Source organism: Streptomyces sp. NBC_00568, assembly GCF_026341855.1.
In the GTDB taxonomy this organism is placed as follows: Bacteria; Actinomycetota; Actinomycetes; order Streptomycetales; family Streptomycetaceae; genus Streptomyces.
The window spans coordinates 6216677-6238574 of record NZ_JAPENW010000001.1 but is presented as its reverse complement, the minus strand read 5'-3'; the positions used below and the strand labels follow the sequence as shown (position 1 = coordinate 6238574).

General features: G+C 66.0%; 14 protein-coding genes and 3 rRNA genes. 3 read left to right on the top strand and 14 right to left on the bottom strand.

From position 1 onward, the window contains the following. Positions 1-166 precede the first annotated feature (166 nt). The 11 genes from OOK38_RS27115 to OOK38_RS27065 all read right to left on the bottom strand — a co-directional run bounded on the left by OOK38_RS27115 (position 167) and on the right by OOK38_RS27065 (position 13281). Complete coding sequence (locus tag OOK38_RS27115; protein WP_006123076.1) at positions 167-640, bottom strand: bifunctional nuclease family protein; 474 nt, start codon at positions 638-640, stop codon at positions 167-169. 86 nt (positions 641-726) lie between these two features. Beyond that, positions 727-1482, bottom strand: a complete 756-nt coding sequence (locus tag OOK38_RS27110; RefSeq protein ID WP_266756278.1) for a MerR family transcriptional regulator — start codon at positions 1480-1482, stop codon at positions 727-729. A 42-nt stretch (positions 1483-1524) separates the two neighbouring features. Next, on the bottom strand, positions 1525-2481 hold the full coding sequence (locus OOK38_RS27105; RefSeq protein ID WP_266756280.1) for an FHA domain-containing protein: 957 nt from the start codon (positions 2479-2481) through the stop codon (positions 1525-1527). A 61-nt stretch (positions 2482-2542) separates the two neighbouring features. Continuing rightward, positions 2543-3388, bottom strand: a complete 846-nt coding sequence (locus OOK38_RS27100) for a DUF881 domain-containing protein (RefSeq protein ID WP_266756282.1) — start codon at positions 3386-3388, stop codon at positions 2543-2545. A gap of 5 nt (positions 3389-3393) precedes the next feature. Continuing rightward, positions 3394-3726 (bottom strand): small basic family protein, encoded by a 333-nt coding sequence (locus tag OOK38_RS27095; protein ID WP_003988855.1) that lies wholly within the window; start codon positions 3724-3726, stop codon positions 3394-3396. After that, positions 3723-4631, bottom strand: a complete 909-nt coding sequence (locus OOK38_RS27090; RefSeq protein WP_266756283.1) for a DUF881 domain-containing protein — start codon at positions 4629-4631, stop codon at positions 3723-3725. Before OOK38_RS27090 ends, OOK38_RS27095 begins: the two co-directional genes overlap by 4 nt. A gap of 98 nt (positions 4632-4729) precedes the next feature. Further along, a complete protein-coding gene (locus OOK38_RS27085) occupies positions 4730-7225 on the bottom strand; it encodes a mannose-1-phosphate guanyltransferase (protein ID WP_266756285.1) in 2496 nt (831 codons plus the stop codon). 119 nt (positions 7226-7344) lie between these two features. Beyond that, a complete protein-coding gene (locus tag OOK38_RS27080) occupies positions 7345-7953 on the bottom strand; it encodes a CDP-alcohol phosphatidyltransferase family protein (protein WP_266756287.1) in 609 nt (202 codons plus the stop codon). Positions 7954-8115: 162 nt separating this feature from the next. Further along, positions 8116-8232, bottom strand: a 5S ribosomal RNA gene (gene rrf, locus OOK38_RS27075). 86 nt (positions 8233-8318) lie between these two features. After that, positions 8319-11441 (bottom strand): 23S ribosomal RNA (locus OOK38_RS27070). A 314-nt stretch (positions 11442-11755) separates the two neighbouring features. Then, a 16S ribosomal RNA gene (locus OOK38_RS27065) occupies positions 11756-13281 on the bottom strand. The 16S, 23S and 5S rRNA genes sit together here, the layout of an rRNA operon. Before the next feature lie 668 nt (positions 13282-13949). On the opposite strand from OOK38_RS27065, the gene OOK38_RS27060 reads away from it, so the two are divergent. Further along, positions 13950-14399, top strand: coding sequence for a PTS glucose transporter subunit IIA (locus OOK38_RS27060; RefSeq protein WP_266756289.1), 450 nt, complete (start codon positions 13950-13952; stop codon positions 14397-14399). 77 nt (positions 14400-14476) lie between these two features. Continuing rightward, positions 14477-16147, top strand: coding sequence for a phosphoenolpyruvate--protein phosphotransferase (gene ptsP / locus OOK38_RS27055; RefSeq protein ID WP_266756291.1), 1671 nt, complete (start codon positions 14477-14479; stop codon positions 16145-16147). Between the two features lie 74 nt (positions 16148-16221). Here the strand turns inward: ptsP and OOK38_RS27050 are convergent, their stop codons facing one another. Then, entirely contained in the window at positions 16222-17115 is an 894-nt protein-coding gene (locus tag OOK38_RS27050) for a hypothetical protein (RefSeq protein WP_266756293.1), read from the bottom strand. Between the two features lie 22 nt (positions 17116-17137). Beyond that, positions 17138-18346: an MFS transporter gene (locus OOK38_RS27045; RefSeq protein ID WP_266756295.1), complete on the bottom strand. Its 1209-nt coding sequence runs from the start codon at positions 18344-18346 to the stop codon at positions 17138-17140. 111 nt (positions 18347-18457) lie between these two features. On the opposite strand from OOK38_RS27045, the gene OOK38_RS27040 reads away from it, so the two are divergent. Beyond that, positions 18458-19777 (top strand): aminotransferase class I/II-fold pyridoxal phosphate-dependent enzyme, encoded by a 1320-nt coding sequence (locus OOK38_RS27040; protein WP_266756297.1) that lies wholly within the window; start codon positions 18458-18460, stop codon positions 19775-19777. Here the strand turns inward: OOK38_RS27040 and OOK38_RS27035 are convergent, their stop codons facing one another. Beyond that, positions 19778-21745: an acetoacetate--CoA ligase gene (locus OOK38_RS27035; RefSeq protein ID WP_266756298.1), complete on the bottom strand. Its 1968-nt coding sequence runs from the start codon at positions 21743-21745 to the stop codon at positions 19778-19780. It lies immediately after the preceding gene. Between the last annotated feature and the right edge of the window lie 153 nt (positions 21746-21898).

Sequence of the window (21898 nt, the reverse complement as noted above, 5' to 3'; positions counted from 1 at the left end):
GCGTCAACGATCGCCACACTCGGCACGCCGAGTGATAATCACCCTAAGAGTGGTTTCCCGTGCCCTACCGCGGGGAAAGGCTAGCCGAATGCTCCCGGCACGGGCCGCGGCACACCACACTCGCCGCGGGCAAATGCCACCCGGAGCTTCCCTCCGCTCCCCGGCGTCACTGGCTGTTGGTGCCGAAGTCCTCGGGCGAGATCTGGTCGAGGAACTCACGGAACTTCTCCACCTCGTCCTCCTGCTCGTCCGGGATCGCGATGCCCGCGTCGTCGAGCACGCCGTCGCTGCCGTAGATCGGCGTCCCGGTGCGCAGGGCGAGCGCTATGGCGTCGGACGGACGGGCGCTCACCTCGACGCCGCTGGCGAACACGAGCTCGGCGTAGAAGACGCCTTCGCGCAGGTCCGTGATGCGTACTTCGGTGAGCTCCTGGCCGACGGCCTCCAGCACGTCCTTGAACAGGTCGTGGGTCAGCGGTCGCGCCGGGGCCATGCCCTGCTGAGCGAAAGCGATCGCCGTCGCCTCCCCCGGTCCGATCCAGATGGGGAGGTAGCGGTCGCCTCCCACTTCACGCAGAAGCACGATCGGTTGGTTGGAGGGCATTTCGACCCGGACACCTACGACATCGAGCTCGTTCACACAGCAACCCTAGGCCGTGCCCGGGACGTTTGGGTAGTCGGGCACAGAACGGGTGGACGATCCACAGCCCGCGCCGGTGGCCCGGATCAGCGCAGTCGCACTCCCAGCGCGGTCTGCACGAGCGCCGCGTGCAGCTTCACCGTGAGGCCCGCGAGCTCCTTCGTACGGGCCTCCGCGTGGGCCCGGGTCTGCGGATTGCGGTGCCGCCGCAGGGGCCCGACCACCTGGTCCACGAGGCCCGCGTCGCGCTCCGCCGCCGCCTTCATCGCCCGCAGATGGCGCGGCTCGATCCCGAAGCGTCCCAGCTCGACGACGAGCGCGGCGACGGTCACCGCCTCGGCGTCGTAGACACCGTCGGGCAACGGGCCGATCAGCCCGTACGACTCCCATTCCTGGAGCTCCTGCTCGCCGATCTCCGCGGCGGCCAGCAACTCCTCACGGCCCACCCGGGCCGCCGTGGGCCCCTCGGGCTCGCCGTAGAGCTCTCCGAGGGGTTCTCCGTCACCCGAGCCGCGCTGGCGCCCCACGGAGGGCAGACGCACCTGCTCACCGCGCTCCAGCGCGTCCAGGTGCTCGCGGATCACCTTCAGCGGCAGGTAGTGGTCACGCTGCATCCTCAGGACGTGGCCGAGGCGCTCGACGTCGTTCGTGCTGAACTTGCGATACCCCGAAGGGGTCCGCCGCGGCTCGACGAGCCCCTCCGACTCCAGGAACCTGATCTTGGAGATGGTGACTTCGGGGAACTCGTCGCGCAGGACGTTCAGCACCGCGCCGATGCTCATCAGCCCACTGTCCGCCGCGGCGGTACCGCTGCCGGCACCGCCGCTCGGTGTTTGAAGCATGGACATTCCCTCGGTGTCCCCCCGGACGGAGTTGGGGGAGGGTCAGATGCCCCGCTGGCTCGCGTAGAACACCAGCCGGTACTTGCCGATCTGCACCTCGTCACCGTTCGACAGCGGGACCTGGTCGATCCGCTCCCGGTTGACGTACGTGCCGTTCAGGCTGCCGACGTCGGCGACCGTGAACGAACCGTCCGCCACACGACGGAACTCAACATGCCGACGCGACACGGTCACGTCGTCCAGGAAGATGTCGCTCTGCGGATGACGCCCGGCCGTGGTCAGCTCACCGTCCAGCAGGAAGCGGCTGCCCGAGTTCGGGCCACGGCGCACCACCAGCAGCGCCGAGCCGACCGGCAGCGCGTCGACCGCCGCCTGAGCCTCCGGGGAGAGCATCGGCGACGGCGTCTGGCCCGTCACCTCGGCGTCGTAGGCCTCGATGCCGGAGATGGAGATCGTGGACGTCGTCTCCGACGGACGCTCCGCGGCGCCCCGCAGCGGCGCACCGCAGTTGGAGCAGAACCGGCTGTTCTCCGCGTTGCGGTTACCGCACCTCGTACACACCTGGGCCGACATGGACGGATCCTCCTGCCGCGGCTGCCCACCAGGGGCATGGGACGCATACGGATCGGGGGCGAACCCTCCACCCGTGCTTGAGGCTGACGGGTCCCCGAAACCTATGCGGCCGGGCTGGGCAGGGTCAACAGACGACGCGCCCTGACCACCGGGACCGGTGACCTGGTCCCGGAACAACGGGCGGTCGCCGCCCTGGGCCTCCGCGTCTCCCTGGCGCGGTGCGCGGTGCCGGGCAGTCGCGTTGTCACCGCTGCCCTCTCGCGCGCTCTTGCCGAACAACTTCGCAAACAACTTCACGGGCGATTCCCCTTGACCGAAACAGACCCGCCCGTGGGGCAGGACGAACCCTGATTGAACACACCGGTCGACCCGGACATCCTCACAACGTCCGTATCCACCAGACAGTTTCCACCACGCACCACCCATTCGGTGCGCCGACCCCCCGCAACCTCATGCCCTCGCCCGGCGGTCCGCATGCGCCCCCGGTTCACCGGGAGGACGACCGAGCGTAGTCAGGCCGCTCCGCCGGTCGCAAGGCGTCCACGACGATCTTCGTCGAGCGGTCCACCGTGACGGTGGCCTGCTCCTTCTCCAGTGTCTGCACCACGCCTCCCGGGATGTTCAGCGCCGGCTCAAGGTCCTGAGGCTTGCCGATGACCTTGAAACGATAGGGCTGGGTGATCTTGTTCCCGTCGACCTTCACTCCGCTGCCGGAATCGGCGAGATAGGTACCGGCGACCACGCGTACACCGTTCACCTGGATCGCCTCCGCGCCGGCCGCGCGCAGCTCCTGGATCGCGTCGAGCAGCATGTCCGCCTTGACCGTCCCCTTCGTGTCGTCGATCGTCAGGGTGATGCCGGGTCCCTGAGCGGCTACGGTGCCCGCCAGAATGCCGAGTTGCTTCTCCTTCTCGACCGTCTGCTTGCGGGCCTCCTCGGCCTGGTCCGAGCTGTTCTCCAGCTCGGTGCGCTGATCCTCGAGACCCTGCTTCTCGTCCTCAAGACGCTGAGTTCGGTTGTCGAGTTCATCGAGAATGCGCACGAGATCCTCTTGGCGCGCTCCGCGCAGGGCGCTGTCGCCGTCGCTGTTGGACGCCACCTGGACCGCCAGGCCGAAGCCGAGGCCGAACAGCAGCACCGCGACGATGAGTTGGGCGCGCGACACACGCGGCGGCCACAACCCCTTGCCCAGCCTCTGACGGCCGGAGAGCGACGGCTCGCCGTTCTCCTCGGCCTTCTCCGGCTCGGGCTCCTCAGCGGCCGCGGAGACCTCTGCCGGCAGCTCTCTGCGCAGCGGGTTCTCGGGGACTTCGTCCTCGTTGCTCTTACTCATCGCCCTCACGCCCGGAAAACGTGCCGACGGATCGCCGCGGCGTTCGAGAAGATACGGATGCCGAGGACGACCACGACACCGGTGGAGAGCTGGGCACCCACACCCAACTTGTCGCCCAGGAAGACGATCAGCGCGGCGACGACCACGTTCGACAGGAACGAGACCACGAAGACCTTGTCGTCGAAGATGCCGTCGAGCATCGCGCGCAGACCGCCGAACACGGCGTCGAGCGCCGCCACGACGGCGATCGGAAGGTAAGGCTCGACAACCGCCGGAACCTCGGGCCGGACCAACAATCCAGCCACGACTCCCACGACGAGGCCCAGTACGGCGATCACGGTGTGCCCTTCTCTGTGCTCGGCTCTGCTGTACGTACGATCACACTCGGTGCGGCGGACAACCGGACGTCCCCCTCGACGGAGATGCCGGTCCTGATGCCGTAGTTCTCCTGCAGGGCATGCAGATACAGCCCGTCGGCGCTGTTCTGGAACCTGGTGCTGAGCCGCTGACCGTCCCCCACCGCGAGCACCGTGTACGGCGGCACGAGCGGCTTGTTGTCGACCAGTATCGCGTCACCCGCGGCCCTGATGGCCGAGAGGGCGGTCAGCCGCTGTCCGTTGATGGCGATGGCCTCGGCGCCCGACTCCCACAGACCGTTGACCACGCGCTGCATGTCACGGTCCCGCACGCGTCCGGTGTCGGAGAACCCCGAGGTCTCCCTCGGATTGCTGCCGTCACCGCCCGTGCTGGCTTCCTTGGCGTCGTTCACGACGAGCTTCACACCCGGGCCGTGCACATCGGTGGCACCCGACAGGATGCTCACGAGGTCGGCCTGCTCACCGCCGCCGTCCTTCTTGAGCGCCTCGCGCTGGCGGGCACTCACATCGGCACGCAAGGTGTCGACGTTGTTCTCCAGCTTGTCCGCCGCGGACGTCTCCCGCTCGATGCGGTCGATCAGCTCCTGGCGCTCCTTGGCGACGACAGGAGCCGCGATCCGCGCGTTCGCCGCCCCCACGGTGACCACGAGCGCCGCGAGTACCAGACCAGCGGCAAGACCCAGCTTGGACCGGAGCGTCTTCGGCATGCCGCCGGCGCCCTCGGCCTCCCTGCGGGCGGCCGCCTCGGCGTATCCGTCGTCGAGGCTGTGGTCCATGACGTTGGTGAGCAGCGACATGGAGGCGTCCGGGCGCGGGGGGCGCGGAGCGCTGCTCCGAACGGGGGGCTGCTGCGGCATGCCGCACATCGTCGCACGTCGCGGGTGCTACCTCCGAATGGCCCCACCAGCGTGCCGGACAGGCCCCCTTGGGGACACTTGTCCGACACGCACGAGTGAAGATCGTTTCAGCGTCCGGCGCTGTCCACAACGGCCGCCCACTCGTCGAGCAGGGCCTCCGCGGAAGCGTCGTCCGGTCCCTCCGCCCACAGATGGGTGACCGCCTCGGCGGGGTCGGGCAGCACCATCACCCAGCGCCCGTCCGTCTCCACGACCCGCACACCGTCCGTCGTGTCCACGAAGCGGTCTCCCGCCTCCTCCACGACCCGGCGCATCACCAGCCCCTTCACGGCCCACGGCGTCGCCAGGTCCCGCTTGAGGACATGCGCCCGCGGAATCCGCGCGTCGATCTGGCTGAGCGTGAGCTGTGTCCGCGCCACAAGACCGATGAGCCGGACGAACGCGGCCGCGCCGTCGAAGACGCCGCTGAACTCGGGAATGATGAAGCCGCCGCGCCCGTCACCGCCGAAGATCGTCGTCTCCTCGCGGCCCACCCTCGTCAGGTCGTCAGGCGACGTGGTCGTCCACTCCACCTGCGTGCCGTGGTACGCCGCCACCTGCTCGGCGATCCGTGTGGTGGTGACCGGCAGCGCCACCCGCCCACTGCGCCGCTCCGCGGCCACCAGGTCGAGCATGACGAGCAGGGCCCGGTCGTCCTCGACAATCCGTCCCTTCTCGTCGACGAGCGACAGCCGCTCGCCCACCGGGTCGAAACGCACTCCGAACGCGGCTCGCGCCGAAGCGACGATCTCGCCCAGCCGCACCAGGCCGGCCCGCCGTGTGTCCGCGGTCTCGGTCGGCCTGGACTCGTCGAGACCGGGGTTGATGGTCAGGGAATCGACCCCGAGCTTGCCCAGCAGGCTGGGCAGCACCAGTCCCGCACTGCCGTTGGAGGCGTCGACGACCACCTTCAGCCCGGAATCCGCGATACCGGTGGTGTCGACGTTCCGCAGGAGCGATCCCGTGTAGGAGTCGAAGACACTGGCCGGGAAATGCAGATCCCCGATCTCGCCGGGGAACGCGCGCCGGTACTCCTGCCGCGCGAACACCCGGTCGAGCTTCCGCTGCCCGCCCTGCGACAGGTCGGCGCCCTGCTCGTCGAAGAACATGATGTCGACGGAGTCCGGCACTCCGGGTGTCGTCCGGATCATGATTCCGCCCGCACTGCCCCGGGCCGTCTGCTGCCGGGCCACCGGCAGCGGTACGTTCTCCAGGTCGCGCACGTCGATGGCGCTTGCCTGCAACGCCGAGATCACGGCCCGTTTCAGCGCGCGAGCACCTCGGGAGTGATCACGGGCCGTGGTGACGGTGGAGCCCTTCTTGAGGGTCGTCGCGTACGCCCCCGCGAGGCGCACGGCGAGTTCCGGGGTGATCTCCACATTCAGGATCCCGGACACACCGCGGGCGCCGAAGAGCTGTGCCTGCCCTCTCGACTCCCAGATCACCGAGGTGTTGACGAAGGCGCCGGCCTCGATGGTCTTGAACGGATAGACACGGACGTTGCCCTGAATGATCGATTCTTCACCTACGAGGCATTCGTCGCCGATGACAGCGCCGTCCTCGATCCGCGCGGCTCGCATGATGTCGGTGTTCTTTCCGATCACGCAGCCGCGCAGATTGCAGTGCTGGCCGATGTACACGTTGTCGTGCACGACAGCTCTGTGCAGGAAGGCGCCGGTCTTGACGACGACGTTGGAACCGATGACGGTGTGTTCGCGGATTTCGGCGTTGGCCTCGACCTTGGCGTAGTCACCGATGTACAGGGGCCCGCGCAGCACCGCGTCCGGATGCACCTCGGCGCCCTCGGCGACCCATACGCCCGGGGAGATCTCGAACCCGTCGAGCTCGACGTCGACCTTGCCCTCCAGGACGTCGGCCTGCGCCTTCACATAGCTCTCGTGAGTACCGACGTCCTCCCAGTAGCCCTCGGCGATATAGCCGTAGACCGGCTTGCCTTCCTTCATGAGCTGGGGAAAGACGTCTCCGGACCAGTCGACGGAGACATCGGCCTCGACGTAGTCGAAGACCTCGGGCTCCATGACATAGATGCCGGTGTTCACTGTGTCCGAGAAGACCTGGCCCCAGGTCGGCTTCTCCAGGAAGCGTTCGACCTTGCCTTCCTCGTCCACGATGGTGATCCCGAATTCCAGCGGGTTGGGGACGCGCGTCAGACAGACGGTGACGAGCGCGCCCTTCTCCTTGTGGAAATTGATGAGCTCGGTGAGATCGAAGTCGGTGAGCGCATCACCGGAGATGACGAGAAACGCGTCGTCCTTCAACGCGTCCTCGGCGTTCTTGACGCTCCCGGCAGTGCCGAGGGGCTTCTCCTCATTGGCATAGGTGAGCTCCATGCCGAGCTCTTCACCGTCACCGAAGTAGTTCTTGACCAGCGAGGCCAGGAACTGGACGGTAACGACGGTCTCGTTGAGCCCATGCCTTTTGAGCAGCCTGAGCACATGCTCCATGATCGGGCGGTTCACCACCGGCAGGAGCGGCTTGGGCATGCTTGAGGTCATAGGGCGAAGGCGTGTGCCTTCACCTCCGGCCATCACGACGGCCTTCATGTCGGAAGCGTCCTCCTTGAAGAGACGACGGTACAGCCGACTTCACCCGTCCTGATTGTCCCGCAGTTTTCGAGCGCGGGCCATCGGGGCACTACTGCAGCCGCCCAATCGGGCCGAGCTCAATCGGCCATGGTGTCCGCCCGGACCAACCGGCGGACCTGCACCACGTAGAGGACTCCTGCCCACCAATAGAGGGTTGTACCCCATCCGGCGAACGCCCATCCGAAAATAGCGCCGAGTGACGCGATCCAACCGCTCGCGTCACTGAGCAGCAGCAACGGGAAGGCGTACATCAGGTTGAAGGTGGCCGCCTTCCCGAGGAAGTTCACCTGCGGGGGCGGATAGCCGTGGCGCCGGAGGATCCACACCATCACCAGCAGAACCAGCTCGCGTGCCAGTAGGGCGGCCGTCAGCCAGATCGGAAGAATCTCGCGCCAGGTGAGGCCGACGAGCGTCGACAGAATGTAGAGCCGGTCCGCCGCGGGATCCAGTAGCCGGCCGAGGCTGCTGATCTGGTTCCAGCGCCGGGCGAGCTTCCCGTCCAGATAGTCGGTGATACCGCTCAGCATGAGGATGAGCAGCGCCCAGCCGTCGCTGTTGGGGCCGCCGAACTCCGGCCTGAGGATCAACCACAGGAAGACGGGTACGCCGACGAGGCGCGCCATGCTGAGGATGTTCGGGATGGTGAGGACCCGGTCCGTCTGAACGCGGGTCTCCTGGACCTCCACCCGGGGGCCTCCTGTGGGAAATGAGCCAACGATGCCCCCTGACCTTACCCGCAGCCCCGACGCCGCAGCGCAGAGGGGGAGGCGTCACGGGGAAAACCTGCCGGAAAACAAAAAAGCTCCGGCTCTCGGGATGAATTCCCGAGAGCCGGAGCTCTAATTTTAGTTCGGCGGCGTCCTACTCTCCCACAGGGTCCCCCCTGCAGTACCATCGGCGCTGTGAGGCTTAGCTTCCGGGTTCGGAATGTAACCGGGCGTTTCCCTCACGCTATGACCACCGAAACACTATGAAACTGTCAACCGGAGCCGTGGCATAGCTACGACGGTTGTTCGTGGTTTCAGAACCAACACAGTGGACGCGAGCAACTGAGGACAAGCCCTCGGCCTATTAGTACCAGTCACCTCCAGCGGTTGCCCGCCTTCCAGATCTGGCCTATCAACCCAGTCGTCTACTGGGAGCCTTAACCCCTCAAGGGGGTGGGAATACTCATCTCGAAGCAGGCTTCCCGCTTAGATGCTTTCAGCGGTTATCCCTCCCGAACGTAGCCAACCAGCCATGCCCTTGGCAGGACAACTGGCACACCAGAGGTTCGTCCGTCCCGGTCCTCTCGTACTAGGGACAGCCCTTCTCAATATTCCTACGCGCACAGCGGATAGGGACCGAACTGTCTCACGACGTTCTAAACCCAGCTCGCGTACCGCTTTAATGGGCGAACAGCCCAACCCTTGGGACCGACTCCAGCCCCAGGATGCGACGAGCCGACATCGAGGTGCCAAACCATCCCGTCGATATGGACTCTTGGGGAAGATCAGCCTGTTATCCCCGGGGTACCTTTTATCCGTTGAGCGACGGCGCTTCCACAAGCCACCGCCGGATCACTAGTCCCGACTTTCGTCCCTGCTCGACCCGTCGGTCTCACAGTCAAGCTCCCTTGTGCACTTACACTCAACACCTGATTACCAACCAGGCTGAGGGAACCTTTGGGCGCCTCCGTTACTCTTTAGGAGGCAACCGCCCCAGTTAAACTACCCATCAGACACTGTCCCTGATCCGGATCACGGACCCAGGTTAGACATCCAGCACGACCAGAGTGGTATTTCAACGGCGACTCCACCATGGCTGGCGCCATGACTTCAAAGTCTCCCACCTATCCTACACAAGCCGAACCGAACACCAATATCAAACTGTAGTAAAGGTCCCGGGGTCTTTCCGTCCTGCTGCGCGAAACGAGCATCTTTACTCGTAGTGCAATTTCACCGGGCCTATGGTTGAGACAGTCGAGAAGTCGTTACGCCATTCGTGCAGGTCGGAACTTACCCGACAAGGAATTTCGCTACCTTAGGATGGTTATAGTTACCACCGCCGTTTACTGGCGCTTAAGTTCTCAGCTTCGCCACCCCGAAGAGTGACTAACCGGTCCCCTTAACGTTCCAGCACCGGGCAGGCGTCAGTCCGTATACATCGCCTTACGGCTTCGCACGGACCTGTGTTTTTAGTAAACAGTCGCTTCTCGCTGGTCTCTGCGGCCACCCCCAGCTCACCGAGTAAATCGGATCACCAGTGATGGCCCCCCTTCTCCCGAAGTTACGGGGGCATTTTGCCGAGTTCCTTAACCATAGTTCACCCGAACGCCTCGGTATTCTCTACCTGACCACCTGAGTCGGTTTAGGGTACGGGCCGCCATGAAACTCGCTAGAGGCTTTTCTCGACAGCATAGGATCATCCACTTCACCACAATCGGCTCGGCATCAGGTCTCAGCCTTGATGTGTGACGGATTTGCCTATCACACGGCCTACACCCTTACCCCGGGACAACCACCGCCCGGGATGGACTACCTTCCTGCGTCACCCCATCACTCACCTACTGCAGGTCTGGTCCGTCGGCTCCACCACTCCCCTTTGCCCGAAGGCTCCGGGGCGGCTTCACGGACTTAGCATCGCCTGGTTCAATGTTTGACGCTTCACAGCGGGTACCGGAATATCAACCGGTTATCCATCGACTACGCCTGTCGGCCTCGCCTTAGGTCCCGACTTACCCTGGGCAGATCAGCTTGACCCAGGAACCCTTAGTCAATCGGCGCACACGTTTCTCACGTGTGTATCGCTACTCATGCCTGCATTCTCACTCGTGAACCGTCCACCACTGCCTTCCGGCGCGGCTTCACCCGGCACACGACGCTCCCCTACCCATCACAGCGGGCGTTGGCCCTATTGCTGCAATGACACGACTTCGGCGGTACGCTTGAGCCCCGCTACATTGTCGGCGCGGAATCACTAGACCAGTGAGCTATTACGCACTCTTTCAAGGGTGGCTGCTTCTAAGCCAACCTCCTGGTTGTCTGTGCGACTCCACATCCTTTCCCACTTAGCGTACGCTTAGGGGCCTTAGTCGATGCTCTGGGCTGTTTCCCTCTCGACCATGGAGCTTATCCCCCACAGTCTCACTGCCGCGCTCTCACTTACCGGCATTCGGAGTTTGGCTAAGGTCAGTAACCCGGTAGGGCCCATCGCCTATCCAGTGCTCTACCTCCGGCAAGAAACACACGACGCTGCACCTAAATGCATTTCGGGGAGAACCAGCTATCACGGAGTTTGATTGGCCTTTCACCCCTAACCACAGGTCATCCCCCAGGTTTTCAACCCTGGTGGGTTCGGTCCTCCACGACCTCTTACAGCCGCTTCAACCTGCCCATGGCTAGATCACTCCGCTTCGGGTCTTGAGCGCGCTACTGAATCGCCCTATTCGGACTCGCTTTCGCTACGGCTTCCCCACACGGGTTAACCTCGCAACGCACCGCAAACTCGCAGGCTCATTCTTCAAAAGGCACGCAGTCACGACGCACTGAGTAAACTCAATGCGCGACGCTCCCACGGCTTGTAGGCACACGGTTTCAGGTACTATTTCACTCCGCTCCCGCGGTACTTTTCACCATTCCCTCACGGTACTATCCGCTATCGGTCACCAGGGAATATTTAGGCTTAGCGGGTGGTCCCGCCAGATTCACACGGGATTTCTCGGGCCCCGTGCTACTTGGGTGTCTCTCAAACGAGCCGTTGATGTTTCGACTACGGGGGTCTTACCCTCTACGCCGGACCTTTCGCATGTCCTTCGCCTACATCAACGGTTTCTGACTCGCCTCACAGCCGGCAGACTGTGAAAGAGAGATCCCACAACCCCTTGCATGCAACCCCTGCCGGGTCTCACACATACAAGGTTTGGCCTCATCCGGTTTCGCTCGCCACTACTCCCGGAATCACGGTTGTTTTCTCTTCCTGCGGGTACTGAGATGTTTCACTTCCCCGCGTTCCCTCCACTTGCCCTATGTGTTCAGGCAAGGGTGACAGCCCATGACGACTGCCGGGTTTCCCCATTCGGAAACCCCCGGATCAAAGCCTGGTTGACGGCTCCCCGGGGACTATCGTGGCCTCCCACGTCCTTCATCGGTTCCTGGTGCCAAGGCATCCACCGTGCGCCCTTAAAAACTTGGCCACAGATGCTCGCGTCCACTGTGCAGTTCTCAAACAACGACCAACCACCCATCACCCCGAACCAGTAGTTCGAGTGCACTGGGGCCGGCACTGAAGGCAGCCTCTCGGCCGTACCTTCAGACACCCAACAGCGTGCCCGACACCCTCGCCACTCATGATCAGCTTTCCACGCTCCGAAGAGCAGTACTGGCAGCCCGAGATGACTGAAAGTGCCGAATAATCAACGTTCCACCCATGAGCAACCACCGCCGAACGTGTGCCGACGTAATGGCCCTGGACCACCAGGCAATGCCTGGCGGCCTAGATGCTCCTTAGAAAGGAGGTGATCCAGCCGCACCTTCCGGTACGGCTACCTTGTTACGACTTCGTCCCAATCGCCAGTCCCACCTTCGACAGCTCCCTCCCACAAGGGGTTGGGCCACCGGCTTCGGGTGTTACCGACTTTCGTGACGTGACGGGCGGTGTGTACAAGGCCCGGGAACGTATTCACCGCAGCAATGCTGATCTGCGATTACTAGCAACTCCGACTTCATGGGGTCGAGTTGCAGACCCCAATCCGAACTGAGACAGGCTTTTTGAGATTCGCTCCGCCTCACGGCTTCGCAGCTCTTTGTACCTGCCATTGTAGCACGTGTGCAGCCCAAGACATAAGGGGCATGATGACTTGACGTCGTCCCCACCTTCCTCCGAGTTGACCCCGGCAGTCTCCTGTGAGTCCCCATCACCCCGAAGGGCATGCTGGCAACACAGAACAAGGGTTGCGCTCGTTGCGGGACTTAACCCAACATCTCACGACACGAGCTGACGACAGCCATGCACCACCTGTACACCGACCACAAGGGGGGCACTATCTCTAATGCTTTCCGGTGTATGTCAAGCCTTGGTAAGGTTCTTCGCGTTGCGTCGAATTAAGCCACATGCTCCGCTGCTTGTGCGGGCCCCCGTCAATTCCTTTGAGTTTTAGCCTTGCGGCCGTACTCCCCAGGCGGGGAACTTAATGCGTTAGCTGCGGCACCGACGACGTGGAATGTCGCCAACACCTAGTTCCCACCGTTTACGGCGTGGACTACCAGGGTATCTAATCCTGTTCGCTCCCCACGCTTTCGCTCCTCAGCGTCAGTAATGGCCCAGAGATCCGCCTTCGCCACCGGTGTTCCTCCTGATATCTGCGCATTTCACCGCTACACCAGGAATTCCGATCTCCCCTACCACACTCTAGCCTGCCCGTATCGACTGCAGACCCGGGGTTAAGCCCCGGGCTTTCACAACCGACGTGACAAGCCGCCTACGAGCTCTTTACGCCCAATAATTCCGGACAACGCTTGCGCCCTACGTATTACCGCGGCTGCTGGCACGTAGTTAGCCGGCGCTTCTTCTGCAGGTACCGTCACTTTCGCTTCTTCCCTGCTGAAAGAGGTTTACAACCCGAAGGCCGTCATCCCTCACGCGGCGTCGCTGCATCAGGCTTTCGCCCATTGTGCAATATTCCCCACTGCTGCCTCCCGTAGGAGTCTGGGCCGTGTCTCAGTCCCAGTGTGGCCGGTCGCCCTCTCAGGCCGGCTACCCGTCGTCGCCTTGGTGAGCCACTACCTCACCAACAAGCTGATAGGCCGCGGGCTCATCCTTCACCGCCGGAGCTTTTAACCCCCGCCCATGCAGGCAGGAGTGTTATCCGGTATTAGACCCCGTTTCCAGGGCTTGTCCCAGAGTGAAGGGCAGATTGCCCACGTGTTACTCACCCGTTCGCCACTAATCCACCCCGAAGGGCTTCATCGTTCGACTTGCATGTGTTAAGCACGCCGCCAGCGTTCGTCCTGAGCCAGGATCAAACTCTCCGTGAATGTTTTCCCGTAATCGGGACGACATCACGAGAGCGGAACAACCGGTCGGAATAGGACCGGTCGTTCACAGCGTCCTCGCTGATGCGCCTACCAGGCAGTGCCCGGCAGGACTTTTTCAAAGGAACCACGTCCCGACCGATCGGCCGGAGACGGGGTATCAACAAATCTGGCGTTGATTTTTGGCACGCTGTTGAGTTCTCAAGGAACGGACGCTTCCTTTGTACTCACCCTCTCGGGCTTTCCTCCGGGCGCTTCCCTTCGGTCTTGCGTTTCCGACTCTATCAGACCGTTTCCGTATCCGATTTCCTCGGTGCTTTCCAGGTTCCCGCTTCCGCGTTTCCCTTTCCGGCGAGTCCGACTCTATCAGTGCTTTTCCGTCTCTCTGACCACCGTCCCGTAGACATACGGAAGGAGACCCCGAGATAGGATCTGACAAGTTGGGTGCTGCCGGGCAACGACGCTTGGTCACGCCGCTCAGCCTCAAGCAGGAGTACGACTCTACATCGGTGCCGGGAGCGGGCGCAAATCGTTTGCCCTGTGCCCTACGGACGCCAACCGGGACCTCTCGCACGGAACCGGCACTTCATATGACATACCCTGCTCAGCAGTGCGCCGTCCGGGACAGGCAGTGACGGCCCATATAGATCTCCACCCCTGGGAGGCTTCCCATGACCACAGTGACGTCCCCTCTTGCAGGACGCGCCATCGGCCTTGCCGCGGTACCGGACCCCGTGTTCTCCGGAGCGATGGTCGGCCCCGGCACGGCGATCGACCCCGTGCGTGAACCCTCGGAGGCTGTCGCCCCCGTGGACGGAGTGATCGTCTCTCTTCACCCGCACGCGTTCGTCGTCGTCGACAGCGAGGGCCACGGTGTACTCACGCACCTGGGCATCGACACCGTGCAGCTCAATGGCGAGGGCTTCGAGCTGCTCGTCAACAAGGGGGACACCGTGACGCGCGGTCAGAGCGTCGTGCGGTGGAACCCGGCCGCGGTCGAGGCCGCCGGTAAGTCCCCGGTGTGCCCGGTCGTGGCCCTCGAAGCCACGGCGGACTCCCTCTCCGACGTCCGCGAGGACGGCGATGTGAAGGCCGGCGACGAGCTCTTCGGCTGGCAGTGACATCAACGCTGTCGAAGACGGCGCGTTCGACAACCATCACGGCGGCGAGACCTGCCGCACTATCGGAGACGGGTGAGATGGAGACAACGCTGCGAGGCGTCGGCGTGAGCCACGGTGTGGCGATCGGCGAGGTTCGGCACATGGGAACGGCGGTTCTTGAACCGCCTGCCAAGCAGATCCCCGCGGAGGACGCGGCGCGCGAACAGGGGCGCGCCCGCAAGGCCGTGGAAGCTGTGGCAGCCGACCTGATTGCGCGCGGCAATCTGGCGGGGGGCGAAGCCCAGGCGGTACTCGAGGCCCAGGCCATGATGGCCCAGGACCCCGAGCTGATGGCCGATGTGGAACGGCGGATCGCCGTCGGCAGTACGGCCGAGCGTGCCGTCTACGACGCGTTCGCCGCGTACCGGGCGCTGCTCGCCGGCGCCGGTGAGTACCTCGCCGGACGCGTGGCCGATCTGGACGACGTGCGGAACCGTATCGTCGCGCGGCTGCTCGGCGTGCCCATGCCGGGCGTCCCGGACAGCGACGAGCCCTACGTCCTTATTGCACGTGACCTGGCTCCCGCCGACACGGCACTGCTCGACCCGACGCTGGTTCTCGGCTTCGTCACCGAGGAGGGCGGGCCGACCAGCCACAGCGCGATCCTGGCGCGTGCGCTCGGTGTACCGGCCGTCGTCGCCCTCCCCGGCGCCGGTGAGCTCGCCGAAGGCACCGTGATCGCCGTCGACGGCAGCACGGGGGAGATCTTCGTGGAGCCGAGCGCGGACAAGAAGGCGCAGCTGGAGGCCGCGGCGGCCCAGCGCAAGGCGGCGCTCTCCGCCTCGACGGGTCCCGGTGCCACCTCCGACGGACACAAGGTGCCGCTGCTGGCGAACGTCGGCGGTCCTGCGGACGTACCGGCGGCCGTCGAGGCGGGTGCCGAGGGCGTCGGACTGTTCCGTACCGAGTTCCTCTTCCTCGACGACAGCAAGCAGGCGCCGTCGGAGGAGAAGCAGGTAGAGGCATACCGCCAGGTGCTCGAGGCCTTCCCGGAGGGCCGTGTCGTGGTGCGGGTGCTGGACGCGGGCGCGGACAAGCCGCTGGACTTCCTGACTCCGGCAGACGAGCCGAACCCCGCGCTCGGTGTGCGGGGTCTGCGTTCGCTGCTCGACCACCCGGATGTGCTGCGTACGCAGCTCACCGCCCTCGCGAAGGCTTCGGAGGGGCTGCCTGTCTACCTCGAGGTCATGGCTCCGATGGTCGCGGACCGTACGGATGCCAAGGCCTTCGCGGACGCGTGCCGTGCGGCCGGGCTCCGGGCGAAGTTCGGCGCGATGGTGGAAATCCCGTCGGCCGCGCTGCGGGCGAGGTCGATCCTGCAGGAGGTCGAGTTCCTCTCTTTGGGGACGAACGACCTCGCGCAGTACACGTTCGCCGCCGACCGGCAGGTGGGCGCGGTGTCCCGTCTGCAGGACCCGTGGCAGCCGGCGCTGCTCGACCTGGTCGCGCTGTCCGCCGAGGCGGCGAAGGCCGAGGGCAAGAGCTGTGGTGTCTGTGGTGAGGCCGCGTCGGACCCGCTGCTCGCCTGTGTGCTGACCGGTCTGGGCGTCACCTCCCTTTCGATGGGTGCCGCGTCGATTCCTTATGTGCGGGCCACGCTGGCCAAGTACACGCTGGCCCAGTGCGAGCGCGCCGCCTCGGCGGCACGTGCCACGGACACGGCGGAAGAGGCGCGCACCGCGGCGCAGGCGGTGCTGTCCGGCGAGTAGCCGGGCCGCGTCGTCGACAGCGGCATGCGGTACGGAGGGGCGCTCCATCTGCGGATGGGGCGCCCCTTTCGCGTTCAGTGCGTGTGTCCCGTCCCCTTCACCTCGTCACCGAGGTCGGGCGGTACGCAGTAGTCGACGCCCGATTCCGGGGAGACCAGGTCGCCGGATTCGATGTCGGTGCAGTAGGCGTCGAACACCTCCGCGGCGGTGAGTGGCTCCAGGGTGTCTCCGCGCAGACGCCATCCGTAGACGCGGTCGGTGGTGTCGGGTGCGGTGGTGCGCATGACGAGTCCGCCGGCGCTTCCGGTGGCGATGCCGAGAGCCAGGACGGTGGTGAATTCGAGGGCTTCGGCTTCGTCGAGGCGCGTGGCACCTTCGGTGCGCTCCTCCGCTCGGAGTACGGCGACGAGTGTGTCGGGTGCCGCCGAGACGCTGCATACGAGGTGGAGGTCTCCAGGGCTCGCGGTGCCGACGACTCGGGTGAGCAGGTGGGCGGCGCGGACGAAGGAGGTGCGGCCGATGTCCTCTCCGCAGGTCGAGCAGGTGCCGATGCGGGCCAGGAGTGTGGTCGCGTATTCCCAGGTGGCTCGGCGGACCGCTTCGTCGACGAGGTCCGGGACCAGCTGGTCGAGGCTCTGTCCGTCGTAGGGAACGGTGGGGCCGGTCGCTGCGAGTTGCGCGGTGAAGCGGGTGCGGCTGGTCGGGGCGTCGGGTTCCAGGCCGCTTTCCGCGCAGTATTCGGCGTACTCCTCGGGGTCGAAGAGTGCCACCGTGGTGTGGCTGCCCTGGGCGGCGAGGGTCCTGAGCAGGGCTTCGACCTGCTGGAGATAGGTCGTGTGGTCGTCGAAGGCGAAGGTGCGGTAGCGCCGCATCGCCCGGAAGTCCTGTTCGTCGGTCAGCAGGCCGATGGTGCCGGCGATTTCGCGGCGCAGGACGCGTCGCATGGTGAGGTGCTGGGTGTGCGCCATTTTTCCCCCTGTGCGCAGTCGATCAATGCTCACTCACAGTAACGGGCGGCACTGACAACGCCGGACGGTTGAGCCGGTCGCGCACGATGCGATGCTGAAACACGCAGGTCAGAGCTATGAATGTACCGAAGATGGTCCAGCCGGGTGGGCCCGCGGCGATGGCCGCGGTGACGGCGAGTGGCCCCACGCTGCGCTGCGCGGCCTGGGCCAGTCCGTGGACACCGAGATAGGTGCCCTGCGCGGTTTCGGGGGCGAGGGCTACCGCGAGTTCCCAGGAGACGGTGGCGTGCAGCATCTCGGCCACGGTGAAGGCGGCGGCCGCCATGGTCAGGAAGAGGGTCACGGCCACGACTCCGCCTGTGGCGGAGAGTGCCATGGTGGCGCCTCCGAGGGCGAAGACGGCGGAGAGCGGCATGAGCAGGGCCCGGGCCTTGGCCGTCGTGGCGCCGAAGCGGGCCAGGGGGACCTGGAGAGTCACGACCATGACGTTGTTGAGGACCATCAGCAGTGGTGCGAGCCCGTGCGGCGCGTGGTCGGAGTGGGCGATCCACAGCGGCAGTCCGACCTTGAACACGGCGTCGTCGAGGAAGAGGACGGTCTCGGTGGCTACGTAGGCGAGGTAGGTCCGGTCGCGCCACGGACTGGCCGGCCGCGTCGTGGGGACGGGGTCCTTCGATGTGGCGATCGTGCGGGTGGCCGAGGGCGGTTCGCCGCAGCGGGCGGTCGCGAGGGCGACGGCCGCGAACGAGACGGCGTCGCCCGCGAGCAGCCATTGGTAGGCGGCGGTGGTGCCGATGGTGAGCGCCGCCGCCGCGACGAGCCCTCCCAGGGCCCAGCCGGCGTTGGCGACGGTCCGGGTGACCGCCTGGTAGCGGACACGGTCGGGTCCCGCGACGCGGGTGGCGTAGAGCTTGGTGAGGACGTTCGCGGCGCGGTCGCCGAAACTGCCCGCGGCGGAGAACGCCAGGAGGAGGGCGTAGTTGTCGGTGGTCAGCAGCGCGAAGGAGGCGAGGGCGCGCAGGAGTTGCAGCGCGATCAGGACGTGGGTGAGCGGCAGGCGGTCGGCGATGCGACCGCCCAGGGGCGCGCCCGCGATGCCGACGGCTCCGGCCGCGGCGACGAGGGTGCCGATCTGCGCGACCGAGAGACCGGTGACGTAGGTGAAGTACAGGACGGAGACGGATGCCCACAGTCCACTGCCGATGCGGTCCAACAGGGCGATCCAGAGCATTCTGCGGCCGTCAGGGCCTCCTGGAATGCGGGTCGACCATGCGGCTGCGCGGCGCATCGGACTCACTGTTCCCCCTTGCCCTGGATTATGTATTGATACATAATCAATAACGTGGCAACACAATATGGGATCAGTGGTACGACGGCCAAGGGAATTGCCGCGTCCGTCGAACGAGGCGTTGCCGAAGGCGCGTTGGAGCCGGGCACCGCACTGCCTCCGGTGCGCGCCCTGGCCGATCTGCTCGGCGTGAGCCCGGGGACGGTCGCGACGGCGTACAAGGAGTTGCGGCGGCGCGCGATCGTGGTGACCCGCGGGCGCGGCGGGACCGTGGTCGCCGCCGCGCCCGCGGTGGCGTCACGGCGGCCGCCGCGTGTGCCTGACGGGCTGCGCGACGTGGCGGGCGGGCATCCGGACCCCGAACTCCTCCCCCATCTGGTGCCGCCGTCGCGGCTCTCCCCCGGTGCGCGATCGCACCGGAGTACGCCGCGTCTGGCACGGCTGGAGGACGTGGTGCGCGACTGGCTGGGGCCCGACGGAGTACCGACGGAGCACGTGACGTTCGCTCATGGCGCGCTGGATCTGATCGGCCGCCTGCTGTCGGTGGAGTTGCGTCCCGGGGACGCCGTCGCGATGGAGGACCCCGGCTATCACCATCTGCTGGATCTGGTCACGGCGCTGGGACTGCGCACGATTCCGGTCGCGGTGGACGACCAGGGCATCCGTCCCGAGGCCCTGCGCGCGGCACTACGGGCGGGGGTACGCGCGGTGGTGTGCAGCCCGCGGGCGCAGAACCCCTACGGCGGCGGCTTCTCGGAGGCACGGCGGGACGCACTGGTCGACGTCCTTCAGGCGGAGCCCGATGTGCTGGTCATGGAGAACGATCACGCGTCGTCGGTGGCCGACGCACCGCTGCACACCCTGACCAGCGGCGGCCTGGCCCGGTGGGTCCATGTGCGGACGGTGAGCAAGTTCCTGGGGACCGATCTGCGATGGGCGGCCGCGGCGTGCGATCCGACGACCCTGGCCCGGCACGACGGCCGCCTGCTGCTGACATCGGGCTGGGTCAGTCATCTGTTGCAGGAGACGGTGCACGGACTGATGACGGACGAGGGCACGCGCGCGTTGGTGGCGCGCGCGCGGGACGTGTACACGCTGCGTCGGAACGCACTCGTCCATGAGCTCGCCGACCGGGGCATGGCGGCCCATGGCGTGAGCGGGCTGAACGTCTGGGTACCGGTGGGGGACGAGTCGGCCGTCGTGAACGGGCTGCGTTCGTACGGATGGTGGGTCGCGGCGGGTGCGCGCTTCCGCACCTCGACCCCGCCCGGAGTACGCATCTCGGTCGCGGAACTCGCGCCCGCCGACGCCGTGCGCCTGGCCTCGGACTTCGCCGCTGTGCTCGGCGAGTCCGAGGCCACCTACGGAGGCTGATCAGCCGCGCTTGCGGGCCAGCTCTTCGTAGAAGCGCAGGAGCTCGACGTTGTCCACGGAGCCGATGTTGACCGCCTTCTCCATGGGGGCGCCCTGGAGGAGGCGTTTGACGGGCACCTCGATGCGCTTGCCGGTGAGGGTGTGGGGCACTCCGGGCACTTCGATGACCTCGTCGGGGACGTGGCGGGGCGAGAGCTGTTCCCGGATGGTCCGCTTGATGCGGTTCAGGAGGTCCTCGTCGAGGACGGCTCCGGGGGCGAGGTGGACGAAGAGCGGCATCCAGTAGCCGCCGTCGGGCTGTTCGATGCCGATGACGAGCGACTCCTTGATCTCGGGGAGTCGCTCGACGGCTTCGTAGATGTCGGCCGAGCCCATGCGCACGCCCTGCCGGTTGAGCGTCGAGTCGGAGCGGCCGTGGATGACGACCGAGCCTCGTGAGGTGACGGTGATCCAGTCGCCGTGACGCCACATTCCGGGATATGTGTCGAAGTAGCTGTCGTGGTAGCGGCTGCCGTCGGGGTCGTTCCAGAAGCGGATGGGCATCGACGGCATCGGGTTGGTGACGACCAGCTCGCCGACCTCGTCCGTGAGGGGCTTTCCGCTGGGGTCCCAGGACTGGAGGTCGGTGCCGAGGCCGGCGGCCTGGAGTTCCCCGATGTACACGGGGAGCGTCGGTACCGCTCCCGCGAAGCAGGAGCACACGTCCGTGCCGCCGCTGACGGAGGCGATCCACAGGTCGTCGCGGACCTCGTCGTGCAGCCAGCGGAATCCGTCGGGCGGCAGGGGCGAGCCGGTGGTGGCGACGCACCGGACGCGGGTGAGGTCGAAGTCGCGTGAGGGGTGGACGCCGGCCTTGCGACAGGCCATGACGTACGCGGCGGACGTGCCGTAGAGGGTCGCTCCCGTGCGTTCGGCGATGCGCCACTGGGCGCCCGTGTCCGGGTACCCGGGGCTGCCGTCGTACAGGACGATCGTGGTGCCCGTGAGCAGACCGGAGACGAGGAAGTTCCACATCATCCAGCCGGTGGACGTGTACCAGAAGAAGCGATCCTCGGGGCCCAGGTCACAGTGCAGGCCGAGCTGCTTGAGGTGCTCGACGAGGATGCCGCCCTGGGACTGGACGATGGCCTTGGGGAGGCCTGTCGTGCCGGAGGAGTAGAGCACCCACAGAGGGTGGTCGAAGGGGACCTGCTCGAAGACGGGCTCCACGTCGGCGGAGGTCAGGGCCGACCAGTCCAGGGCGCCCTCGGGTGCCTCGGTGCCCAGCAGCGGGATGTGCACGACGGCGCGCAGGGTGGGCAGTTCACGGCGCAGTTCGGCGACCTCGTCGCGGCGGTCGTGCTCCTTGCCGCCGTAGCGGTAGCCGTCGACGCTGAAGAGGACCACGGGTTCGACCTGCTGGAAGCGGTCGAGGACGCTGCGGGCACCGAAGTCGGGGGCGCAGGAAGTCCAGACCGCGCCCACGGCGGCCGTGGCGAGCAGGGCGACCACGGCCTGGGGAATGTTCGGGAGATAGCCGCTGACGCGGTCTCCGGGGCGTACGCCGAGGGCGCGCAGCTCGGCGGCGAGGGAGCCGACCTGGCGGCGCAGGTCGGACCACGTCACGGGGACCGGCTCATGGGTCTCGTCGACATACAGAAGGGCCGGTTCGTCCGCGCGGGTCTCCGCGGCGCGCAGGGCGTGCTCCGCGTAGTTGAGGGACGCTCCGGGGAACCACTCGGCACCGGGCATGGAGCGGTCGCCGAGCACGCGCGCGTAGGGGGTCGAGAACCGTACGTCGAACCACTCGGTGACGGCTTTCCAGAAGGTGTCCAGCTCGTCGACCGACCAGCGGTGCAAGGCCGCGTAGCCGCCGTCGGACGGGGCTCCGTGCCGTTCGGCCGCCCAAGCCTGGAACTTCGTGATCTGTGCCTGGGCGATGACCTCGTCGGTGGGCTGCCAGAGCGGTGAGGGGTTCGGAGTGGACATGGAGCGGCTCCCGGACTGTGCGCGTCGTGTGCGTCGGTCGCGCACGAGCGGGGGTGTGCGCGTCACGCGGCTGACACGGACGATGCCATGTGATCGACTTCTGCACCAGGGCACGCCACACATAGTCGGCGACATGAAGATGTGGTGTCGCTA

Coding starts and splice junctions, on each gene's coding strand:
- OOK38_RS27110 (WP_266756278.1), bottom strand. CDS start 1,482: ATGCTTCAAACACCGAGCGGCGGTGCCGGCAGCGGTACCGCCGCGGCG.
- OOK38_RS27105 (WP_266756280.1), bottom strand. CDS start 2,481: ATGGGTGGTGCGTGGTGGAAACTGTCTGGTGGATACGGACGTTGTGAG.
- OOK38_RS27100 (WP_266756282.1), bottom strand. CDS start 3,388: ATGAGTAAGAGCAACGAGGACGAAGTCCCCGAGAACCCGCTGCGCAGA.
- OOK38_RS27090 (WP_266756283.1), bottom strand. CDS start 4,631: ATGTGCGGCATGCCGCAGCAGCCCCCCGTTCGGAGCAGCGCTCCGCGC.
- OOK38_RS27085 (WP_266756285.1), bottom strand. CDS start 7,225: ATGAAGGCCGTCGTGATGGCCGGAGGTGAAGGCACACGCCTTCGCCCT.
- OOK38_RS27060 (WP_266756289.1), top strand. CDS start 13,950: ATGACCACAGTGACGTCCCCTCTTGCAGGACGCGCCATCGGCCTTGCC.
- ptsP (WP_266756291.1), top strand. CDS start 14,477: ATGGAGACAACGCTGCGAGGCGTCGGCGTGAGCCACGGTGTGGCGATC.
- OOK38_RS27050 (WP_266756293.1), bottom strand. CDS start 17,115: ATGGCGCACACCCAGCACCTCACCATGCGACGCGTCCTGCGCCGCGAA.
- OOK38_RS27045 (WP_266756295.1), bottom strand. CDS start 18,346: ATGCTCTGGATCGCCCTGTTGGACCGCATCGGCAGTGGACTGTGGGCA.
- OOK38_RS27035 (WP_266756298.1), bottom strand. CDS start 21,745: ATGTCCACTCCGAACCCCTCACCGCTCTGGCAGCCCACCGACGAGGTC.